The 20,000-nt window shown below is 38.8% G+C and carries 20 protein-coding genes and 1 other annotated feature; of the genes, 19 read left to right on the top strand and 1 reads right to left on the bottom strand.

The window, feature by feature from the left end; all coding sequences use genetic code 11:
• The 4 genes from hemB to ysxE all read left to right on the top strand — a co-directional run bounded on the left by hemB (window position 1) and on the right by ysxE (window position 4,710).
• Window positions 1-981: a porphobilinogen synthase gene (hemB, locus tag U9R83_RS23355; RefSeq protein ID WP_014458109.1), complete on the top strand. Its 981-nt coding sequence runs from the start codon at window positions 1-3 to the stop codon at window positions 979-981.
• A 16-nt stretch (window positions 982-997) separates the two neighbouring features.
• A complete protein-coding gene (gene hemL, locus U9R83_RS23350; protein WP_013059357.1) occupies window positions 998-2,287 on the top strand; it encodes a glutamate-1-semialdehyde 2,1-aminomutase in 1,290 nt (429 codons plus the stop codon).
• A 147-nt stretch (window positions 2,288-2,434) separates the two neighbouring features.
• The gene (spoVID, locus tag U9R83_RS23345) at window positions 2,435-3,583 is read left to right on the top strand and encodes a stage VI sporulation protein D (RefSeq protein WP_328575434.1); all 1,149 of its coding nucleotides are present in this window, start codon (window positions 2,435-2,437) and stop codon (window positions 3,581-3,583) included.
• A gap of 77 nt (window positions 3,584-3,660) precedes the next feature.
• Window positions 3,661-4,710: a spore coat protein YsxE gene (ysxE, locus tag U9R83_RS23340; protein ID WP_328575433.1), complete on the top strand. Its 1,050-nt coding sequence runs from the start codon at window positions 3,661-3,663 to the stop codon at window positions 4,708-4,710.
• Between the two features lie 11 nt (window positions 4,711-4,721).
• Here the strand turns inward: ysxE and U9R83_RS23335 are convergent, their stop codons facing one another.
• The gene (locus U9R83_RS23335) at window positions 4,722-4,919 is read right to left on the bottom strand and encodes a hypothetical protein (RefSeq protein WP_013059354.1); all 198 of its coding nucleotides are present in this window, start codon (window positions 4,917-4,919) and stop codon (window positions 4,722-4,724) included.
• A gap of 230 nt (window positions 4,920-5,149) precedes the next feature.
• Window positions 5,150-5,394: a binding site (T-box leader), on the top strand.
• A gap of 82 nt (window positions 5,395-5,476) precedes the next feature.
• Here U9R83_RS23335 and U9R83_RS23330 point away from each other — a divergent pair.
• From U9R83_RS23330 to U9R83_RS23260, 15 genes are all read left to right on the top strand, one after another.
• Window positions 5,477-8,119, top strand: a complete 2,643-nt coding sequence (locus U9R83_RS23330) for a valine--tRNA ligase (protein ID WP_328575432.1) — start codon at window positions 5,477-5,479, stop codon at window positions 8,117-8,119.
• Window positions 8,120-8,214: 95 nt separating this feature from the next.
• Window positions 8,215-9,513 (top strand): bifunctional folylpolyglutamate synthase/dihydrofolate synthase, encoded by a 1,299-nt coding sequence (locus U9R83_RS23325; protein ID WP_014458111.1) that lies wholly within the window; start codon window positions 8,215-8,217, stop codon window positions 9,511-9,513.
• A gap of 156 nt (window positions 9,514-9,669) precedes the next feature.
• Window positions 9,670-10,227: a DUF420 domain-containing protein gene (locus U9R83_RS23320; RefSeq protein WP_013059351.1), complete on the top strand. Its 558-nt coding sequence runs from the start codon at window positions 9,670-9,672 to the stop codon at window positions 10,225-10,227.
• A 185-nt stretch (window positions 10,228-10,412) separates the two neighbouring features.
• The gene (locus U9R83_RS23315; RefSeq protein WP_328575431.1) at window positions 10,413-10,607 is read left to right on the top strand and encodes a hypothetical protein; all 195 of its coding nucleotides are present in this window, start codon (window positions 10,413-10,415) and stop codon (window positions 10,605-10,607) included.
• Window positions 10,604-11,359 (top strand): prepilin peptidase, encoded by a 756-nt coding sequence (locus tag U9R83_RS23310; RefSeq protein WP_328575430.1) that lies wholly within the window; start codon window positions 10,604-10,606, stop codon window positions 11,357-11,359. The genes U9R83_RS23315 and U9R83_RS23310 overlap by 4 nt, the downstream gene beginning before the upstream one ends.
• Window positions 11,360-11,477: 118 nt before the next feature.
• Window positions 11,478-12,560 (top strand): SPOR domain-containing protein, encoded by a 1,083-nt coding sequence (locus U9R83_RS23305; RefSeq protein WP_328575429.1) that lies wholly within the window; start codon window positions 11,478-11,480, stop codon window positions 12,558-12,560.
• Between the two features lie 111 nt (window positions 12,561-12,671).
• The gene (locus tag U9R83_RS23300) at window positions 12,672-13,241 is read left to right on the top strand and encodes a Maf family protein (RefSeq protein WP_182420472.1); all 570 of its coding nucleotides are present in this window, start codon (window positions 12,672-12,674) and stop codon (window positions 13,239-13,241) included.
• Between the two features lie 15 nt (window positions 13,242-13,256).
• The gene (gene radC / locus U9R83_RS23295) at window positions 13,257-13,943 is read left to right on the top strand and encodes a RadC family protein (protein WP_013059346.1); all 687 of its coding nucleotides are present in this window, start codon (window positions 13,257-13,259) and stop codon (window positions 13,941-13,943) included.
• Between the two features lie 229 nt (window positions 13,944-14,172).
• On the top strand, window positions 14,173-15,198 hold the full coding sequence (locus tag U9R83_RS23290; RefSeq protein ID WP_013059345.1) for a rod shape-determining protein: 1,026 nt from the start codon (window positions 14,173-14,175) through the stop codon (window positions 15,196-15,198).
• A 19-nt stretch (window positions 15,199-15,217) separates the two neighbouring features.
• Window positions 15,218-16,099 carry a rod shape-determining protein MreC gene (gene mreC / locus U9R83_RS23285; RefSeq protein WP_013059344.1) on the top strand — a complete coding sequence of 294 codons (882 nt, stop codon included), beginning with the start codon at window positions 15,218-15,220 and terminating at the stop codon, window positions 16,097-16,099.
• The gene (gene mreD, locus U9R83_RS23280; RefSeq protein WP_014458115.1) at window positions 16,099-16,617 is read left to right on the top strand and encodes a rod shape-determining protein MreD; all 519 of its coding nucleotides are present in this window, start codon (window positions 16,099-16,101) and stop codon (window positions 16,615-16,617) included. The genes mreC and mreD overlap by 1 nt, the downstream gene beginning before the upstream one ends.
• Window positions 16,618-16,733: 116 nt before the next feature.
• The gene (gene minC, locus U9R83_RS23275) at window positions 16,734-17,417 is read left to right on the top strand and encodes a septum site-determining protein MinC (RefSeq protein WP_013059342.1); all 684 of its coding nucleotides are present in this window, start codon (window positions 16,734-16,736) and stop codon (window positions 17,415-17,417) included.
• A 2-nt stretch (window positions 17,418-17,419) separates the two neighbouring features.
• Window positions 17,420-18,220, top strand: a complete 801-nt coding sequence (minD, locus tag U9R83_RS23270; protein WP_013059341.1) for a septum site-determining protein MinD — start codon at window positions 17,420-17,422, stop codon at window positions 18,218-18,220.
• A gap of 120 nt (window positions 18,221-18,340) precedes the next feature.
• Window positions 18,341-19,123 carry a M23 family metallopeptidase gene (locus U9R83_RS23265; protein ID WP_243555924.1) on the top strand — a complete coding sequence of 261 codons (783 nt, stop codon included), beginning with the start codon at window positions 18,341-18,343 and terminating at the stop codon, window positions 19,121-19,123.
• Entirely contained in the window at window positions 19,116-19,982 is an 867-nt protein-coding gene (locus tag U9R83_RS23260; RefSeq protein ID WP_014458119.1) for a M50 family metallopeptidase, read from the top strand. The genes U9R83_RS23265 and U9R83_RS23260 overlap by 8 nt, the downstream gene beginning before the upstream one ends.
• Window positions 19,983-20,000 lie beyond the last annotated feature (18 nt).

Below are 20,000 nucleotides of genomic sequence, written 5' to 3'. Positions count from 1 at the left end.
ATGAAAGATTTACAATTTACACGTCATCGTCGTCTTCGTAATTCTGTAAATATGCGTGCACTTGTACGTGAAACACATTTACATCCTGAAGACTTTATATATCCTATTTTTATTGTAGAAGGTGAACAAAAAAGAAATGCTGTAAAATCAATGCCAGGTGTGGATCAAATTTCTTTAGACTACTTGAATGATGAAATCCAAGAGTTAGTCGATTTAGGAATCAAGTCAGCTATGGTATTTGGTGTTCCAGCTGAAAAAGATGCGGTCGGCTCACAGGCATACCATGACCACGGAATTGTCCAAAAAGGTATTCGTCAAATTAAAGAAAATTTTCCAGACTTTGTTGTTATCGCAGATACATGCTTGTGTCAATACACAGATCATGGCCACTGTGGTGTAATTGAAGACGGAAAAATCTTAAACGATCCTAGCCTTGACTTATTAGCGCGTACAGCGGTTAGTCAAGCTAAAGCAGGAGCGGATATTATTGCGCCTTCAAACATGATGGACGGTTTCGTGGCAGCTATTCGCCATGGTCTAGATGAAGCTGGATTTGAAGATGTGCCTGTGATGTCTTATGCTGTTAAATATGCATCTGCTTTTTACGGACCATTCCGCGATGCAGCGCATTCTTCTCCTCAATTTGGAGATCGTAAAACATATCAAATGGACCCAGCCAATCGCTTAGAAGCACTTCGAGAAGCGGAATCTGATGTCGAAGAAGGAGCAGATTTCTTAATTGTAAAACCAGCTCTATCTTATTTAGACATTATGCGCGATGTGAAAAATACGTTTAATTTACCGGTAGTGGCTTATAATGTGAGCGGTGAATATTCAATGATTAAAGCGGCAGCTCAAAACGGCTGGGTAAATGAAAAAGAGATTGTTCTTGAAAAATTAATTAGCATGAAGCGTGCAGGAGCGGATTTAATTGTAACGTATCATGCTAAAGACGCAGCACGCTGGTTATCTGACAAGTAATTAAGGAGGCTTACACATGAGAAGTTATGAAAAGTCAAAAGCAGCTTTTTTAGAAGCGCAGCAATTAATGCCGGGTGGAGTAAACAGTCCTGTTCGTGCATTTAAATCAGTAGATATGGATCCTATTTTTATGGAACGAGGAAAAGGCGCTACGATTTACGATATTGACGGCAACAAATATATTGACTACGTCTTATCATGGGGACCTTTAATTCACGGACATTCCAACGATCAAGTAGTTGAAGCAGTAAAAAAAGTAACGGAATCTGGTACAAGCTTTGGTGCACCAACATTAATTGAGAATGAGCTTGCTAAGGTTGTGATTGAGCGCGTTCCTTCAATCGAAATCGTCCGTATGGTGAGTTCAGGTACGGAAGCAACGATGAGCGCACTGCGTTTAGCTCGTGGCTATACGGGCCGCAACAAAATTTTAAAATTTGAAGGCTGTTACCATGGACACGGTGACTCTCTTCTCATTAAAGCTGGCTCAGGCGTTGCAACGTTAGGCCTACCAGATAGCCCGGGAGTGCCTGAAGGAATCGCTAAAAACACGATTACAGTGCCGTACAATGATCTAGAAAGCGTACAATATGCTTTTAAAGAATTCGGAGATGACATTGCTGGAGTAATCGTTGAACCGGTAGCAGGAAATATGGGTGTGGTACCGCCTCAGCCAGGTTTCTTACAAGGGCTTCGTGATATCACATCAGAATATGGCTCACTGCTCATCTTTGATGAAGTGATGACAGGGTTCCGCGTAGCATACAACTGTGCACAGGGCTACTATAACATTACGCCTGACTTAACTTGCTTAGGAAAAGTAATCGGTGGTGGTTTACCAGTAGGTGCTTACGGTGGTAAAGCTGAAATTATGGAGCGAGTTGCACCAAGCGGCCCGATTTATCAAGCAGGTACATTATCAGGTAATCCGCTTGCGATGACAGCTGGATACGAGACGTTAACGCAGCTGACACCTCAATCCTACGATGAGTTCATTCGTAAAGCAGATCGCTTAGAAGAAGGATTGATGGCAGCAGCTGAAAAATATGATGTGCCGTTTACAGTAAACCGAGCTGGTTCAATGATCGGTTTCTTCTTTACAAACGAGCAGGTAATAAATTACGAAACAGCGAAAACATCGAATTTAGATTATTTTGCAGCTTACTATCGTGAAATGGCTAATGAAGGCGTGTTTTTACCTCCTTCTCAATTCGAAGGAATGTTTTTATCAACTTCTCATACAGATGCAGACATTGAACATACAATTGCAGCAGCTGAAAAAGCTTTTTCAAAGTTGCGTGGATAAACAGCTAAATAAGAATAACTTTTATAAAGAAGCTTACGGAGGATTCCGTAAGCTTTTTTAGTTTTCAAGACATATTTTAATTTATTTGTTCATACATCTTTAATGACCGCGCTATTACCTGGCGGGTGTTGGAAGGGGGAGAACAATTTGTCGCAGGATAATTTATCATGTCTGCGTTTTTCCGTAGAAGAATCAGTATGGTTTCAAAAAGGACAGGAAGTCTCACAACTTTTGTCTATCTCCTTAGAGCCTCAAGTATCTATTCAAGAATATGACCAATATGTGTCTATTCGAGGAGCATTACAATTAACAGGTGAATACGAAACGTACGAGGGAGAGGACTCGTTACGCGAATATACAAATGAGAATCAAGTGCAATCTATCTCTGTCCGTGAAGACGGAACGGCTGAATTATCACATCAATTTCCTGTTGATATTACCATTCCTAAAAATCGTATTCAAAGTATTGAAGATGTATATGTATCTATTGATTTATTTGATTATGAATTACCAGGCACAAATCAGCTGCAGCTAATGGCTGACTTGTCCATCACAGGATTGTACGGGGAGCAGCATGAAGAACGAGAAGAAGAGGAAGAGTTTGCGGAAGAACAGCACATCGTCTCCTATGAAGAAGTGGACGATGCTGAAGAGGTATATACTGAAAACTTTGCCCAAGAAGAAGAGGAACAAGAGGAGCAAGAGTTTGACGTAAGCTATCGTGAAGCTCCCGTACTTTTAGAGGCAGAGGCTATTGAAGAAGATCATTCAGAAGAGCCGCCTAGTTATTTTTCATCTGTATTCAAAAAAGAATCTCGTGCTGAGCCGGTCGTGGAATATGAAGAGGAAGCATATGAACCATTTGAAGTCGAAGTGAAAAAAGAGGCACAAATCGAGGAAGAAAGAGAAGACAATGTGATTGAGCTCTTTCAGCTTCGTCAAGAGCACGAAAGCTTCGAAGAATCGCAAGCTAGTGAATTAAATACGTATGCTGACGTTCAGCAAGAGACTGAGCAGGAAGAAGCTGAGCAAGAAAAGGAAAAGATTATTGTTGAATTTCGGAAAGAAGAAAATGAAAGCGGCCGAAATGAAAACGCCCTTTATTTAACAAAGCTCTTTTCGCGGGAAGAAGAAGCTTTTTCAACGTGGAAGCTTTGTATTGTTCAAGACGGAGATTCGCTTGATACGATAGCAAACCGCTATAATACGAATGTACAAAACATTTTACGAGTGAATAATTTAGGAGATGAATATGAGCTGGAGGAAGGAAGCATCTTAAATATTCCCGTTCGTTAAAGTCGGAAAGAAAACAGTTTTGACGCATATAATGTCTTAACTGTTTTCTTTATTTTTTACGAGGAAGGAGAATATAGATGCAGCGGACAGTAGCAGACTACAAAGTATTGTTAAAAGAATATGACTTAGATGTTGACTTTATCGAAGACTACGGAAAAGTAAAAAAAGTCTATACAAAAACTGGCGTATTTGCGCTTAAAGAAATGGCGAATCATCAAGAGCGAAATCAGAACTTCATTCAAAAGCTGCAGAACGTGTATCAAAAAGGGTGGATGGGCTTTGTCCCTATTTATCAAACGAAGCGTTCTCAGCCTATTGTTTCAGATGAGAGCGGCTCGTATTACTTAATGCCGTGGCTCCCAAATAATCCAACCGAAGAGCGTGATATTCGATATCATAAATTATTTCAAGAGCTTGCTAAGCTTCACGGCGCTTCGGCGCAGGAAGTAGAAGTGAAAAAAGAAGATATAGAAAATCATTATACATCGATGAAAGAAACGTGGGAAAAACGTCAGGAAGAGCTGAAGCAGTATGTAGTAGAATGCGAGAAGAAAGTGTATATGTCCCCGTTTGAATTGCATTACTGTACATTTTATTATGAAATGACAAGAGCGCTTGAGTTTGGTTTTGGAAAGCTCGATCAGTGGAACGATGAAATGGAAGAAAAGGAAAAGATCCGGCTGGTTACGTCTCATGGAAAGCTATCGGCTAAACATTTTATCTATGACGAACGGGGAAATGGTTTTTTTATTAATTTTGAACATGCAAAAGATGCTTCACCGATTTATGATTTGGTCTCATTTTATTTCCGTACTCTTCGCACGTACCCAGTAACGACCCATGACAGCTATGAGTGGTTTAGTACGTATGAAAAACATTTTGCTCTCAGAGAAGAGGAAAGACTGCTTTTGCACAGTTATTTAGCGTTTCCAGAACCCTTGTATCAGTGTATCGTTCAATATAGGCAGCATAAAGAAAGTAAAACGGAGCTTGAACATATGCAGTCATTTATTCGAGCATACTGGCTAACAAAAAACATTGAACAGCTCAATATTAAAATATTTGAAGTAGATCAGCAAAAAAAAATGGCAGCGGAAGCAGCTGCACAAGCCCAAGCGAACGAATAGCGCTTGGGTTTTTAAATCCAGTCCGAATATAAAGCAACCGCTAGTATGGCAAGTAGTGCCAACAACAGTACATCAAAGGTTGTAGGGAAAAATAGTGTACGTATACCTTGAAAAATTGTTAAAGGAACAATAAACTGTCCACAAGCCGCTCCTGCTGTTTTGAGCCATCGCTGCAGCTGATACGAATTTACATTTATTCGTTTCTTCATTTGTACATGCCCCTTTCAATCCACGTGCCCAGGTTAAAGTCAGTATATGAAAAAAGAAAGAAATGGTGCCATTTTTTTGAGCGGACTCTTCATTTTATTTCCAAAATTAGCGAGTGAATGAAAAAATAAAGAGCAGAACAAAAAAATTATGAATATAATCGTAAAAAAGTGGAGAAGATTATTGACGATTCAACATTTTTTCATATAGTATAATTAAGAGAAATTCATACATAAATACAGTGAATAGGAAGAGTACGGGATGTTCGTCTTTCAGAGAGAGAAATCAGCTGCTGTGAGATTTCTTAAGAATGTGCACTCGGAAGGTCGCCTATGAGTAGCTTTTTTGAACAGCTGCATAGCTCAGTAGAAAAAGCCGGTTAATCAACCGTTATGAAATGAAGTGTATAGGCTTATCAAACGGGATACGTCTATAAAAAAAGGTGGTACCGCGAAATCAACTCCTTTCGTCCTTTTATTAGGAAAGGAGTTTTTTTATGTTTATAAAAGCTTTACACAGTTTCTAAAGACTGAAACTTTATATTATGGAGGTATACATTATGTCTGAAAAAGAAGTGACTCTTCCAACGAAGTATGATCCAAAAGCCGTTGAAGAAAATCGTTATCAGTATTGGTTAGACGGGAAGTTTTTTGAAGCAACAAATGACCCTGAAAAAGAGCCATACACAATTGTAATTCCACCCCCAAACGTAACGGGCAAGCTGCATTTAGGCCACGCTTGGGATACAACGTTACAAGATATTTTAACGCGTATGAAGCGCATGCAAGGCTATGATGTTCTATGGCTTCCTGGTATGGACCATGCGGGAATTGCAACGCAGGCAAAAGTAGAAGAAAAGCTTCGCAGCGAAGGGAAAAGCCGCTACGATTTAGGCCGCGAAAAATTCGTAGCCGAAACGTGGAAATGGAAAGAAGAATATGCAAGCTTTATTCGCCAGCAGTGGTCGAAGCTAGGACTTGGCTTAGACTATTCACGCGAGCGCTTCACGCTTGATGAAGGCCTTTCTAAAGCAGTGCGTGAAGTATTCGTAACGCTTTACAAAAAAGGGTTAATCTATCGCGGAGAATATATTATTAACTGGGATCCAGCTACAAAAACAGCTCTTTCAGACATCGAGGTTATTTACAAAGATGTACAAGGTGCGTTTTATCATATGCGCTATCCGTTGGCAGATGGTTCTGGACATATTGAAATCGCAACAACTCGTCCTGAAACAATGCTAGGAGATACGGCTGTAGCTGTTCACCCTGAAGATGATCGCTATAAGCACTTAATCGGCAAAAAGGTTGTCCTTCCGATTGTAGGTCGTGAAATTCCAATCGTAGGTGATGATTATGTAGATATGGAATTCGGTTCTGGTGCGGTAAAAATTACGCCTGCTCATGACCCGAACGATTTTGAAATTGGAAACCGTCATAATTTAGAGCGTATTTTAGTGATGAATCAAGACGGTACGATGAATGACAAAGCAGGTAAATATGAAGGAATGGATCGTTTTGCTTGTCGTAAGCAAATTGTTAAAGACCTTCAAGAAGACGGCGTATTGTTCAACATTGAAGACCATATGCATTCAGTAGGTCACAGTGAACGAAGCGGTGCCGTTGTTGAACCTTATTTATCAACTCAGTGGTTTGTAAAAATGCAGCCGTTAGCAGATAAAGCAGTAGATCTTCAAAAACAAGAAGAAAAAGTAAACTTTGTGCCTGATCGTTTTGAAAAAACATATTTACACTGGATGGAAAATATTCGCGACTGGTGTATTTCGCGTCAGCTTTGGTGGGGGCACCGCATTCCAGCTTGGTACCATAAAGAAACTGGAGAAGTATACGTAGATCATGAGGCTCCAGCAGATATAGAAAACTGGGAACAAGATTCAGATGTATTAGACACATGGTTCAGTTCAGCGCTATGGCCATTCTCAACAATGGGCTGGCCCGATGTGGATGCAGCTGATTTCAAACGCTACTACCCAACAAACGTGCTTGTAACAGGCTACGATATTATTTTCTTCTGGGTATCTCGTATGATTTTCCAAGGTCTTGAATTTACGGGTAAACGTCCGTTTGATGATGTACTCATTCACGGTCTTGTACGAGATGCTGAAGGTCGTAAAATGAGTAAATCACTTGGTAACGGTGTAGATCCAATGGAAGTAATCGAGAAATACGGTGCGGATTCTCTTCGCTACTTCTTATCTACAGGAAGCTCACCAGGACAAGATTTACGCTTCAGCTTTGAAAAAGTCGAAGCGACGTGGAACTTTGCAAATAAAATTTGGAATGCTTCTCGTTTTGCATTAATGAACATGGACGGCATCACATTTGAAGAACTTGATTTATCAGGTGAAAAATCTGTTGCTGATAAATGGATCTTAACGCGCCTAAATGAGACGATTGAGCATGTGACAAAATTAGCTGACAAATATGAATTCGGTGAAGTTGGACGCATTCTTTATAACTTTATTTGGGATGATTTCTGCGATTGGTATATTGAAATGGCTAAACTTCCTCTTTACGGAGAAGATGAAGCAGCTAAAAAGACAACTCGCTCCATTTTAGCTTATGTACTTGATAATACAATGCGACTTTTACATCCATTCATGCCGTTTATTACCGAAGAAATTTGGCAAAGCTTGCCGCATGAAGGCGAATCGATTACAGTAGCTAAATGGCCGGAAGTACGCCCTGAGCTTTCTGATAAAGAAGCTGCTAACGATATGCGTTTACTTGTAGATATTATCCGCGCTGTTCGTAACATTCGTGCTGAAGTGAACACGCCGATGAGCAAACAAGTAAAATTATTTATCAAAGCTAAAGATGAAAATATTCAAAGCCAGCTTGAAAAGAACCGTGCGTATGTAGAACGTTTCTGTAATCCAAGTGAGCTTGTGATTTCAACGGATGTTTCATTAGATGAAAAAGCGATGACTGCTGTGGTAACAGGTGCAGAATTAATTTTACCTCTTGAAGGTTTAATTAATATCGAAGAAGAAATCGCGCGTTTAGAAAAAGAATACGACAAGTTAAACAAAGAAGTAGAACGTGTACAAAAGAAATTAAACAACCAAGGCTTTATTGCAAAAGCGCCTGCTAAAGTAGTAGAAGAAGAGCGTGCAAAAGAGCAGGATTATGTTGAAAAACGTGAAGCTGTTCAGTCTCGTATTGCTGAATTACGCGGATAATCAATGGGTTAATGAATGAACAGAAAAGCGTGGCTTGTATAGCGACGCTTTTTCTTTACATAATAATAGCGATGGAAAAGAAAGGTGAATAAAAGATGATAACGACATATGAAGAAGCGCTTGATTGGATTCATAACAGACTTCGATTTGGAATCAAGCCGGGATTAGAACGAATGGAATGGATGCTAGAGCAGCTTGATTTTCCGCAGCAAAATATAAATGCTATTCACGTTGCTGGGACGAATGGTAAAGGTTCTACTGTTTCTTATTTGCGAAACATGTTAGAAGAAGCAGGGTATAAAGTTGGAACGTTTACTTCCCCTTATATCGAAACATTTAATGAGCGGATCAGTGTGAATGGACAGCCTATTTCAAATGAAGCAATGACCGCTCTTGTTCAGGAAGTAAAGCCTGTAGTGGAGCGACTAGAACATACGGATTTAGGGTCAGCAACGGAATTTGAAGTGATTACAATCATGGCTTTTCTTTATTTCGGCTATCATGATTCAGTTGACTATGTTGTGTTTGAAACAGGTCTTGGGGGACGATATGATTCAACAAACGTTGTGAATCCTATGGTGAGTATTGTTACAAACATTGGATTTGATCACATGGCGATACTAGGTGATACGGTAGAAGAAATTGCAGCAGAAAAAGCGGGGATTATTAAAAAAGAAGTTCCTATTATTACTGGTGCAGAGCAAGTAAAGGCGCTTGACGTCATTACAGAAGAGGCAAATTCGAAGCAGGCTTCGTTATTTGTGTTAGGAAAAGAATTTAAAATTGAAAACTATGAGCCTTTAGCAAATGGAGAAGGCTTTACGTTAAAAACGCCGTATGGTACATTTGAACACTTGCAATTAAATATGCTTGGCTATCATCAAGTTAAAAATGCAGCTTTGGCTGTGATGGCCGTTTGTTATTTAAAAGAAAAGAAAAAGCTTTCTATCTCCAATGAGCAAATGATAAAAGGGATTCAGCATACAAAGTGGAATGGCCGCTTTGAGATAGTAAATGAGCATCCTTTAACCATTATTGATGGGGCTCATAATGCAGAAGGCATTGATAGCTTGTTATCTACTTTACGCCTTCATTATGAAGATCGAAACATTCATTTAGTTTTCAGCTGCTTAAATGATAAAAGCGCAGATCGAATGGTCCAAGAACTTGAAACAATCGCTGCAAGTATTACATTTACGTCGTTTGACTTTCCTCGTGCTCGTCCGGCTCAAGAGCTTTATGAGATGAGTACTCATCATAATAAGCATATGGACGAGGAGTGGAAAAAAGCAATTGCTTACGTAGAGGAAAAGGCGACAGGTGAACAAGACATGGTCGTAATTACAGGGTCTCTGTATTTTATATCAGAAGTAAGGGCTTTTCTTCTAAAATGAGCAAAAGCAGCAAGTGAAATCTTGCTGCTTTTAACATAATGTGAGGAAGGGATACGGATAATAAGGAAGCACTAAGTTCAAAGTATTGTCACTTTCGCCCCCTAGGTAAGTGATATATAATAAACATGTACATCACTAAATAAGGAGATTGTTAACATGAGTAAGAATAATGAAAAAATTGTACCGAAAAGCAATAAAAACTTTACCGGTATTATTCTTACCTTTTCAGTGATAGCGAATGTTATTATTTTACTGCTATTCTTTTCGAATATTGGCTATCAAGGAAAAGTAAGTTTTGATTTGACTATCTTTCCACGGTTAAATGCTATTTTGAATAGTTTTACATTTATTTTTTTAGTTGCAGCGTTGATTTCAATTTTTAGGAAAAATATCAATGCTCATAAAGGTTTTATTTTAGCAGCATTCACTTCCACACTGCTCTTTTTAGTTTCGTATTTAACGTTCCACTACATTTCCACAGAAACAGCTACGTTCGGTGGAGAAGGAATCGTTCGTCCCATTTACTTCTTCATTTTGATCACACACAGTTTCCTAGCAGCGATTATTGTTCCGCTGGCACTGTTTGCACTTGTGTGGGGCTGGACAATGCAAGTTGAAAAACATAAAAAAATTGTGCGATGGACAATGCCAATCTGGCTTTATGTAAGTCTTACAGGTGTAATTGTCTACTTATTTATGGCTCCTTACTATTAAAAGACGTCTGCTTTTGCAGACGTTTTTTTATGCTGTTTTTGTTTTTTAATGGTATAATCCTTATTACCTATAAAAAGGATGTTTTAAGGAAGGAGGCATACAAAATATGACTTTTATGGGTATTATGATTCAGTTTATTAATAAAGGAGCTGTTTGATACTAATCAATAAAGGAGAGATATTGAAATGAATAAACTGTCAACGAGGAATAAAGGAATTTCTCTAATGAACGTGATCGTACTGGTTATCATAATAGGTCTTCTAGCAGCTTTTCTCATTCCGTTTATTGGCAACTATTTAAAGGAAAAAGATACATTCCTTCACTCAAAAGAACATCTACAATTAGTAAACAAGACGCCTGATATGGAAGAAATAGTATGAGTTTAATTTATCTCTATGCATTTGTTTCAGGTATCACGTTAGGTTCATTTTATAACGTAGCAGGCCTTAGAATTCCTCAGAAAAAATCTATTTTATCTCCAAGATCTCATTGTCCACACTGTTTATACGTTCTTTCTCCACAACAATTAATTCCCATAGTCTCCTACATCAAAAATGCAGGAAAATGTAGTATGTGTCGCAAAAAAATCTCCTTTATCTACCCATTCATAGAATTTTCGACAGGAAGTTTATTTGTATATGCTGTTTTTAAATTGAATACGACGTTAGAACTGATTGTCATATTAACCTTTGTTTCTTTTTTAACAATTATCGTTGTCTCAGATATAGCCTATATGATTGTCCCAAATAAGGTGCTGCTTTTCTTTTTGCCTATCTTTCTTCTTGAGCGTCTTTTCATTCCATTAACTTCGTGGAGTGATTCCTTAATGGGAGGAGGAATTGCATTTTTTCTCCTTTTTCTAATCGCATTTCTCAGCAGAGGAGGGCTTGGAGAAGGAGACATTAAATTGTATGGTCTGATTGGTATTGTGCTTGGAGTAAAGCTTGTTTTGCTATCGCTTTTTTTAGCTATATTAATAGGCGGAACGGTTAGTATAGGAGCATTATTAATGAAAAAGGCAAAGGTAGGTGTACCAATTCCTTTCGTTCCTTTTATTTTTATAGGGACAATCGCTGCTTATTTTCATGGAAACGAATTGATAGATTGGTATGTTAGCAACTATTTCTATTGAGCTTCAAGTCTTCGACAAATTTAAAATTTCTGTAACTAAATAGCGAAAACCTTTTGTAACAAGACGACAAATGTCTTGTTATTTTTTTTTTCTTCTATGATAGCATGGAAAAAAGTGTATGTTTTATGTCGGTTTACCTCAGCTTGCAACCGGTACTAAGACTACGTTAACTAAAGGCGGTGGGGCAGTGGACAAGCAGGAACGAAAAATTTCAATTAAAATCAATGGTCAATCTAAGGATAAGAAGGAAGAACAAGCGCCAGAAAAAGACGAATTTACGTGGGTTCTTCCGGAACCGTCATCCAAAGATTCTCATGTGGAAGAAAATAAAGTGGTGTTTATTGAAGATGTAAGAAATGAAAAAAAGAAAAAGCCACGATTACATCCTAAAAATGTTTCGATTAAAACGGTAAACGGCGGTGTGATCAAACGCACAGCTGTGATTGTACTGCTAGCAGTCGGAATAGGCAGCGGCATCGGTATGGTTGGTGTGAAAATGATGACAGGAAGCGAACAGCCTGTGAGCAAAGCACAAACAAGTGAGCAAACGAAAGAAGAAAAAGCTGCTCAAACAGCGTCTACCACTGAAAGTGTTGGTAAAGCTGAAAAGAAAGGCGAACAGGAATCAAAAGGGACGTCAGCTGCTGCTTCTACTTTAGAACCTTTTTCCTTTTACATTGTACAAGCAGGTGCTTTTTCATCAAAAACTGCTGCGAACAAAGCAATGGATAAATGGAAAGAAGAGAACGAGGCAGGCGAGATCTTTTCACCTAAAACCTATTCTCTTGTCGTTGGTGCTGCCACTGGAGAAGAAAAAGCGAAAGCACTTAGTAAAACGTATAAACAACAAGGTAAAGATGTATATGTAAAGTCTTATGAAATTAAGCCCACTAGCGAATTAGGGAAAAAAGATCAAACGGTTATAACAACAGCACAGCCGTTTATGGCTAATCTTTTAGATCAATCTGTTAAAGCGATTGAAGGAGAGCGGGTAGCCGATATCAAATCTCTGAAAAAAGAGCTGACAAAAGTTCAGAAAGAAGCGTCAAATGAAAACATTAAAACTATGGTGAGCACCCTTCAAAAAGCTGCTGCTTCTCTTTCTTCATATGAAGACAAAAAAAGCAGTAAAGATGCTTGGCTTGCTCAGCGATACGTGTTAAAAGCTCTTCAGCAGTATGAAAGCCTTGTAACGTCTTAACAAGTGAGGTAGTGTAATGCTGCCTCACTTGTTTATTGTCATTTGGAGATGAAATTGCTAAAATAGCGGTGTGTCCTTCTTTTTTTAAATCAAAATGCAAAGGTGAGATGTATGAAACAAACATTAATTTTAGCCTCAGGCTCTCCTCGTCGAAAAGAATTACTTCAGCAGCTTCACATTCCCTTTACCGTTCACGTTAGTACAATTGAAGAAATCATCAATCCATCATACACTCCGTCCGAGGTAGTAATGGATTTAGCTAGGCAAAAAGCAGTGGACGTCGCTTCGCATCATAAAGAGGATATGGTCCTAGGTGCCGATACAGTTGTCGTCTATGGCAATCGCATTTTAGGAAAGCCAAAAACGAAACAAGAAGCGATTGAAACACTTACGATGCTGTCAGGTCAAAAACATCAGGTATTAACTGGAGTAGCATTCGTATCAAATTCAAAAGTTCATACGTTTTATGAACAAACAGATGTAGAGTTTTGGCCGATTGAACAAGATGAAATCGTACAGTACGTAGAGTCAGGAGAGCCTATGGATAAAGCGGGTTCTTATGGAATTCAAGGTCTCGGTGCTGCGCTAGTTAAAAAAATTGAAGGAGACTATTTCTCCGTGGTGGGCTTGCCGCTCTCCCGAACAATACGTGAGCTAAAACAATACGGTTTCGTCTACTAAAAAGGAGTGACGAAATTGGATCAATCATTGTTAATTAAAGATTTTCCTCAAGATGAAAGACCTCGAGAGCGCCTTGTGTCAATGGGTGCTTCTAGTCTTTCTAATCACGAGCTTATTGCTATTTTGCTACGCACTGGAACCAAAGATGAATCTGTTCTTCAGCTGTCCAATCGCATATTAACGCATTTTGAAGGTCTTCAACTGTTGCAGCATGCATCGCTTGATGAAATGATGAATATTAAAGGTATCGGACCTGCAAAAGCGATTCAAATTATAGCGGCTATTGAAATAGGTAAGAGGATTGTACAGCGGAAATCTAGTCAGCGATATACCATTCATGGCCCTGAAGACGGGGCTAATTATGTAATGGAAGAAATGCGCGTGCTGTCTCAAGAGCATTTCGTCTGTTTATACCTCAACACTAAAAATCAAGTTCTCCACAAGCAAACCATTTTTATCGGAAGCCTCAATTCATCTATTGTCCATCCAAGAGAAGTATTTAAAGAAGCCTTTCGCCGTTCAGCTGCATCCCTTATTTGTATTCATAATCATCCCTCTGGCGACCCTACTCCCAGCAGAGAAGATATAGAGGTAACGAAGCGCTTAAAAGAGTGCGGATTTATCATAGGAATTGAATTGTTAGATCATTTAATTATCGGAGATCGAAAATATATTAGTTTAAAAGAAAAAGGATACATGTAAGGCTATGCTTTTTAAAATCCTTGGGTTATAATAGTAGTCATGATTTTAAATGACAAGTTCTTTACAATCATTCGTTATTAATAGACAAAGTATGACTTTTTATCATACAATATTTGGCGTTGACATCTATGAAAAAAGTATAGAAAATAAAAAATGTTACTTATGAAATGAAGAAATTGAATTATGGAATTTTTACCTTTGCATTTTGGTAAGAGAAAGGAAGAGACACATGTTTGGAATCGGTACTAGAGACCTTGGAATAGATTTGGGTACTGCAAATACGCTCGTTTATGTAAAAGGAAAAGGAATTGTTGTGCGTGAGCCGTCTGTTGTGGCTTTGCAAACTGATACAAAACAAATCGTTGCGGTAGGTAACGATGCAAAAAATATGATTGGTCGTACACCTGGGAACGTAGTAGCCCTTCGTCCAATGAAAGATGGAGTTATTGCAGATTACGAAACAACTGCGACGATGATGAAATATTACATCAATCAAGCTCAAAAAACAAAAAGTTTGTTTGCCGGTAAGCCGTATGTAATGGTTTGTGTACCTTCTGGCATTACAGCTGTTGAGAAACGTGCCGTTATTGATGCGACTCGTCAGGCTGGCGCGCGTGATGCGTATACAATTGAAGAACCGTTTGCTGCAGCAATCGGCGCCAATCTACCGGTTTGGGAGCCAACGGGAAGTATGGTAGTAGATATTGGCGGAGGAACAACAGAAGTTGCGATTATTTCTTTAGGGGGAATCGTAACATGTCAGTCAATCCGTATCGCTGGTGACGAGATGGATGAAGCGATTATTCAATATATTCGCAAGAATTACAATTTAATGATCGGTGAGCGTACGTCAGAAGCATTAAAAGTAGAAGTCGGTTCTGCCGGAATTCCAGAAGGTATTGAAAACATGGAAATTCGCGGACGTGACTTACTAACAGGTCTACCGAAAACAATCGAAATTTCAGCAGAAGAAATTGCAGAAGCGCTAAAAGATACAGTGGCTTCTATTGTCGATTCAGTAAAAAGTACATTAGAAAAAACACCACCTGAACTTGCGGCAGATATTATGGATCGCGGTATTGTATTAACAGGCGGTGGCGCATTGCTACGTAATTTAGATAAAGTTATTAGTGAAGAAACAAATATGCCGGTTGTCATCGCAGAAGATCCGCTTGACTGTGTTGCAATTGGAACTGGTAAAGCGTTAGAACACATTGATTTATTTAAAAATCGTACAAGCGATTCATATCGCTAAATATTAAGAGGTGTAGATCGTGCCACAATTTTTCTTAAATAAACGTTTAGTTATTTTATTGGTCAGTATTATTGTATTAGTGGCATTGATTGGTTTTTCGTTAAATGGTCGTAAAAATGTAACGTGGCCTGAACAGTTTGTCAAAGATACGGTTGGTCTTGTTCAGGCTACCTTTAATGAACCCGCACAATTTGTAGCGGGTTTCTTTCAGAATGTAGGTGACTTAAAGCGTACATACGAAGAAAACGAGGTATTAAAAGCCCGTTTAGACGAACGCATGCAATTAGAAACGAAAGCCAACGCTTTGCAGCAAGAAAATAAAAAATTAAGAGCACAGCTCGACAAAAAAACGGATTTAAGTCAATACAACCCAATCGAAGCAACAGTTATTGCTCGTAATCCAGACCGTTGGCATGAGGTAATTGCCATTGATAAAGGGACGGTTCATAATGTGCAGGAAAATATGGCTGTTATGACTCCTGAAGGGCTGATTGGTAAAGTGAAGCATGCATCTAAGTTCACATCTACTGTGCAGTTAATTAGTTCATCAGATCGTACAAACCGTGTATCTGCTAAAATTCAGGCTAAAAAAGAAGTGTTTGGTTTAATTGAAGGCTATGACGATAAAGAACAGGCGCTTGTTATGCGTCGTATTCCTTTTGATGCTGATATTAAAGAAAAGCAAAAAGTAGTAACGTCCGGTCTAGGACAAGAAGACGGCATTTTCCCTAGCAATCTTCCAATTGGCGTTATCACAAAAATTGAGCCTGATGAATATGGATTAACGAAAAAAGCTTATATCAAACCTGCTGCTGACTTGTATGACTTAGATAACGTAGTTGTAGCTAAAAGAAGTGCGCCCGCTGCTGAAGACGATTTAGGGGCGGAGGAGGCTAACTGATGAAGCGGTTTGTCCTTCCTATTCTCGTGCTTGTCGTTTTTATGTTTGAAAGTATCTTTGTTAATTTTGTCGCCATGGCATCACCATGGCGAGACTGGATTCTATCGCCTCACTTTGTTGTAGTGGTACTGGCTTTTATGGCAGTGTATTATCACCCAAAGCAAGCGATGCTATATGGGGTAATCCTTGGATTCATGTACGATATTGCCTTTACGGATGTCTTAGGAGTATACGCGCTTGGATTGCCGGCCGTATGCTATATCGTATCAAAACTAATGAAGATTTTTCAGCAAAATACGCTTATCGTAATCTGCATGTCGCTATTAGCTGTAGCCATTATTGAGTTTTATGTATATGGAATTAATAGCATTATTAATATATCCGATATGACCATTGGTCGCTTCTTGCAAGAGCGATTTTACGCAACCATCATTTTAAATGCCATATTTGCACTCATTTTTGCATTTCCGCTTCAAAGATGTTTTCAATATTTCGCTAAATTTATCGATGAACGCTGATCCGAAAATATATTACGCTTCTCGTTCATGATGCGATAAAAATGCTGATTGAAGAAACGAAAAAAAGGAATTGAGTAAGTCTCTGTCGAAATTATATATTCGTTGAGGTGAGCGTCTTGAATAAACAAAAGCAACAAAATGTGACAATTAAAGGAACAAAAGATGGATTAACGTTGCATCTCAATGATACATGTTCATTTGCAGAGCTTTTGACGGAACTTAAGACGAAGCTTTTGACAAATAAGCATGGCGATGCCGATCAGATCGTCACAGTATATGTCAAAATCGGAAATCGTTATTTAACTACAGAGCAGGAAACCGAATTGAAGGCGCTCATAGAAGAAAATCAGTATTTAGTAGTTAAACAAATTGATAGTAACGTTATTTTAAAGCAAGATGCAGTCCGAGTAAGAGAAGAAAGTGAATTAGTATCTGTTACAAAGGTAGTTCGTTCAGGACAGGTTCTCCATGTAGAAGGCGATTTGCTTCTAGTCGGAGACGTAAATCCCGGAGGAACCGTTGTAGCTGGAGGAAATTTATTTGTATTAGGTGCTTTAAAAGGGATTGCTCATGCAGGATATCGGGGCAATAAAAACGCCGTTATTGCTGCATCGTTAATGAAACCTTCACAGCTGCGCATTGCTGATATCATTACCCGATCAGAAGAAGAGCGCAGTGAGAAGGAAGAGAATATAATGGAATGTGCATACTTAGATGATAATGATCAAATGGTGATAGATCGCGTGCAAACTTTACCGCATCTAAGACCGAATTTGACCAGGGTAGAAAGGAGAATTTGACAGTGGGAGAGGCTATTGTTGTTACGTCTGGTAAAGGTGGAGTTGGAAAAACAACGACATCAGCCAATTTAGGTACTGCTCTAGCATTAGCTGGAAAGCGCGTGTGTCTAGTAGACACTGATATCGGCTTACGCAACTTGGATGTTGTAATGGGGCTTGAAAATCGTATTATTTATGATCTTGTAGACGTGGTAGAAGGTCGATGCCAACCGCAAAAAGCCTTGATTAAGGACAAGCGTTTTGAATGTTTGTACTTACTTCCTGCTGCTCAAACGAGTGACAAAACAGCTGTTCAACCAGAACAAATGCGAGAGTTAGTTCTTCAGTTAAAGCAAGACTATGACTATGTGGTTATTGATTGCCCAGCTGGTATTGAACAAGGCTATAAGAATGCCGTAGCTGGCGCTGATAAGGCACTCGTTGTGACAACACCGGAAGTTTCAGCTGTTCGTGATGCTGACCGTATTATTGGATTATTGGAGCAAGAGGATATCGAATCTCCAAAACTGGTTATTAACCGAATCCGTAGTCATATGATGAAAAATGGAGACATGCTGGACGTGGAAGAAATTTCTCAGCTTCTGGCTGTTGATTTAATTGGAATCGTTGCTGACGATGAAAATGTTATTCGTGCTTCTAACAACGGTGAACCAATTGTCATGGATCCATCAAGCAAAGCATCAATTGCATATCGTAATATTGCAAGACGTATTCTAGGTGAAACGGTTCCTCTTCAATCGTTAGATGAAGAAGATAAGGGAATGTTTGCACGTATTAAACGATTCTTTGGTGTTCGTTCTTAAAAAGCTTCCTCTATCGGAAGCTTTTTTTATTTGTGTGATTTTGTAGAGTCAAGCTGTCATAAGCTCCACGGACAAGTCATATAGTTGATTATACGATAAGAACAAGGAGAATGATGAATCATGAATCGACGTGCTGATGAAATCCGTAAACGAATTGCTGAGCGTAAGCGAAAACAATTAAATACACCGAAGCGTCTTCCTCAAGAACCTCTTCATACGTCCTTAATGAGTGAAGAAGAAAAATATGGATCCATGGATTATTCTACGGTTGAATACACACCATCAGCAAAGGAATATCACCCGTTATTTCGAAAAGAACGCTTTTTATTTAAAATTTTAGCTTCAGCCTGTTTAGTGCTAATTGTAGGAATTATGTTCAAGAACGCTTCTCCTACTTTCAAACAGGCCAGAGTGGTGGTTCAACAAACAATGGATAAAGAATTTCAGTTTGCAGCTGTTTCTTCCTGGTATGAAGATAAGTTTGGGAAGCCGTTAACGCTACTGCCGAATAAAGAGTCTAGCAAAACGGAGCAAAGTGTAAGCGGAGAATACGCTACTCCGGCTTCAGGGAAAGTAACGGAAACATTTGCTCAAAGTAAGCAAGGCGTGACGGTTCAAACAGGAGTGGATTCTGTTGTAGAAGCAATGAGTGAAGGTATTGTAAGGTATGTAGGAAAACGTGATGATACTGGGAATACCGTTATTATTCAACATGCTGATGGAACCGAAACTTGGTATGGACAGCTCAAAAAAATCAATGTTAGTATGTATGATTTTGTGAATAAAGGCAAAGAAGTAGGAATTGTGGAAAACAGTAAAAAAGGCGATGCTGGAACATTCTATTTTGCTATTAAAAAAGGTGATAAGTTTGTGGATCCTAGTCAGGTGATTCAATTTGAATAGTGCTTTTTCGTTATTGATGAAAATTCACATTCATCCATTGTTTTGGGGGATTTTCGTAATTGGTATCTTAACGGCTACGGTAAAGCAGCTTTTTTTGTTATTTATTATTGTAATTATTCATGAACTGGGCCACGCCGTAGCGGCTCAGTGTTTTTCTTGGCGGATTCGCAGAATTATGCTCTTACCTTTTGGGGGAGTAGCAGAAGTAGATGAACATGGTAATCGTCCATTTCGAGAAGAGTTTATTGTGACAATAAGTGGACCTCTTCAGCATCTCTGGATGTTTGGAGCTGCTTTCTTATTAATGAAAATAAATGTGTTGTCTTTGGAAACGTATGAGCAATTTATGTTTCAATGCACGGTGATTTTACTGTTTAACCTTTTGCCCATTTGGCCATTGGACGGAGGGAAGCTGCTTTTTTTAATGTGCAGTCGGTCTTTACCATTTTTAGAAGCGCATAAGCTCGCGCTCCGGTTATCAACGTTTTTTTTAGCTATCGGTATTATCTACGCCGTCATTATGCATCCTTTTCAGCTGCACTTATGGATTATTATTTCATTTTTAATTATATCCGGATATTTGGAATGGAAGAGCAGGCAATTTGTCTACATGCGCTTTTTGTTGGAGAGATATCATGGCAAAGAGCATCCAATTGGAGCTTTAAAAACGCTAAGTGTCTCAACCAGTGAGACGCTCCATCAAGTCCTGCAAAAATTCCAAAGAGGCTGTAAGCATATGATTATTGCTACATCTCAAACAGGCGAGCATGTACAAATTGATGAAAATGAACTTTTACACGCTTACTTTGTAGAAAAAAGAACAAATAGCCAGCTAGACGAACTTGTAACAGTTTACTGATTTCTAGTAACATAGAAT

This window comes from Priestia sp. LL-8 (genome assembly GCF_036227845.1).
GTDB classification, from domain to species: domain Bacteria; phylum Bacillota; class Bacilli; order Bacillales; family Bacillaceae_H; genus Priestia; species Priestia zanthoxyli.
Note: the sequence above shows the minus strand (reverse complement) of the source record. Positions and strands in the feature narration are given on the sequence as shown.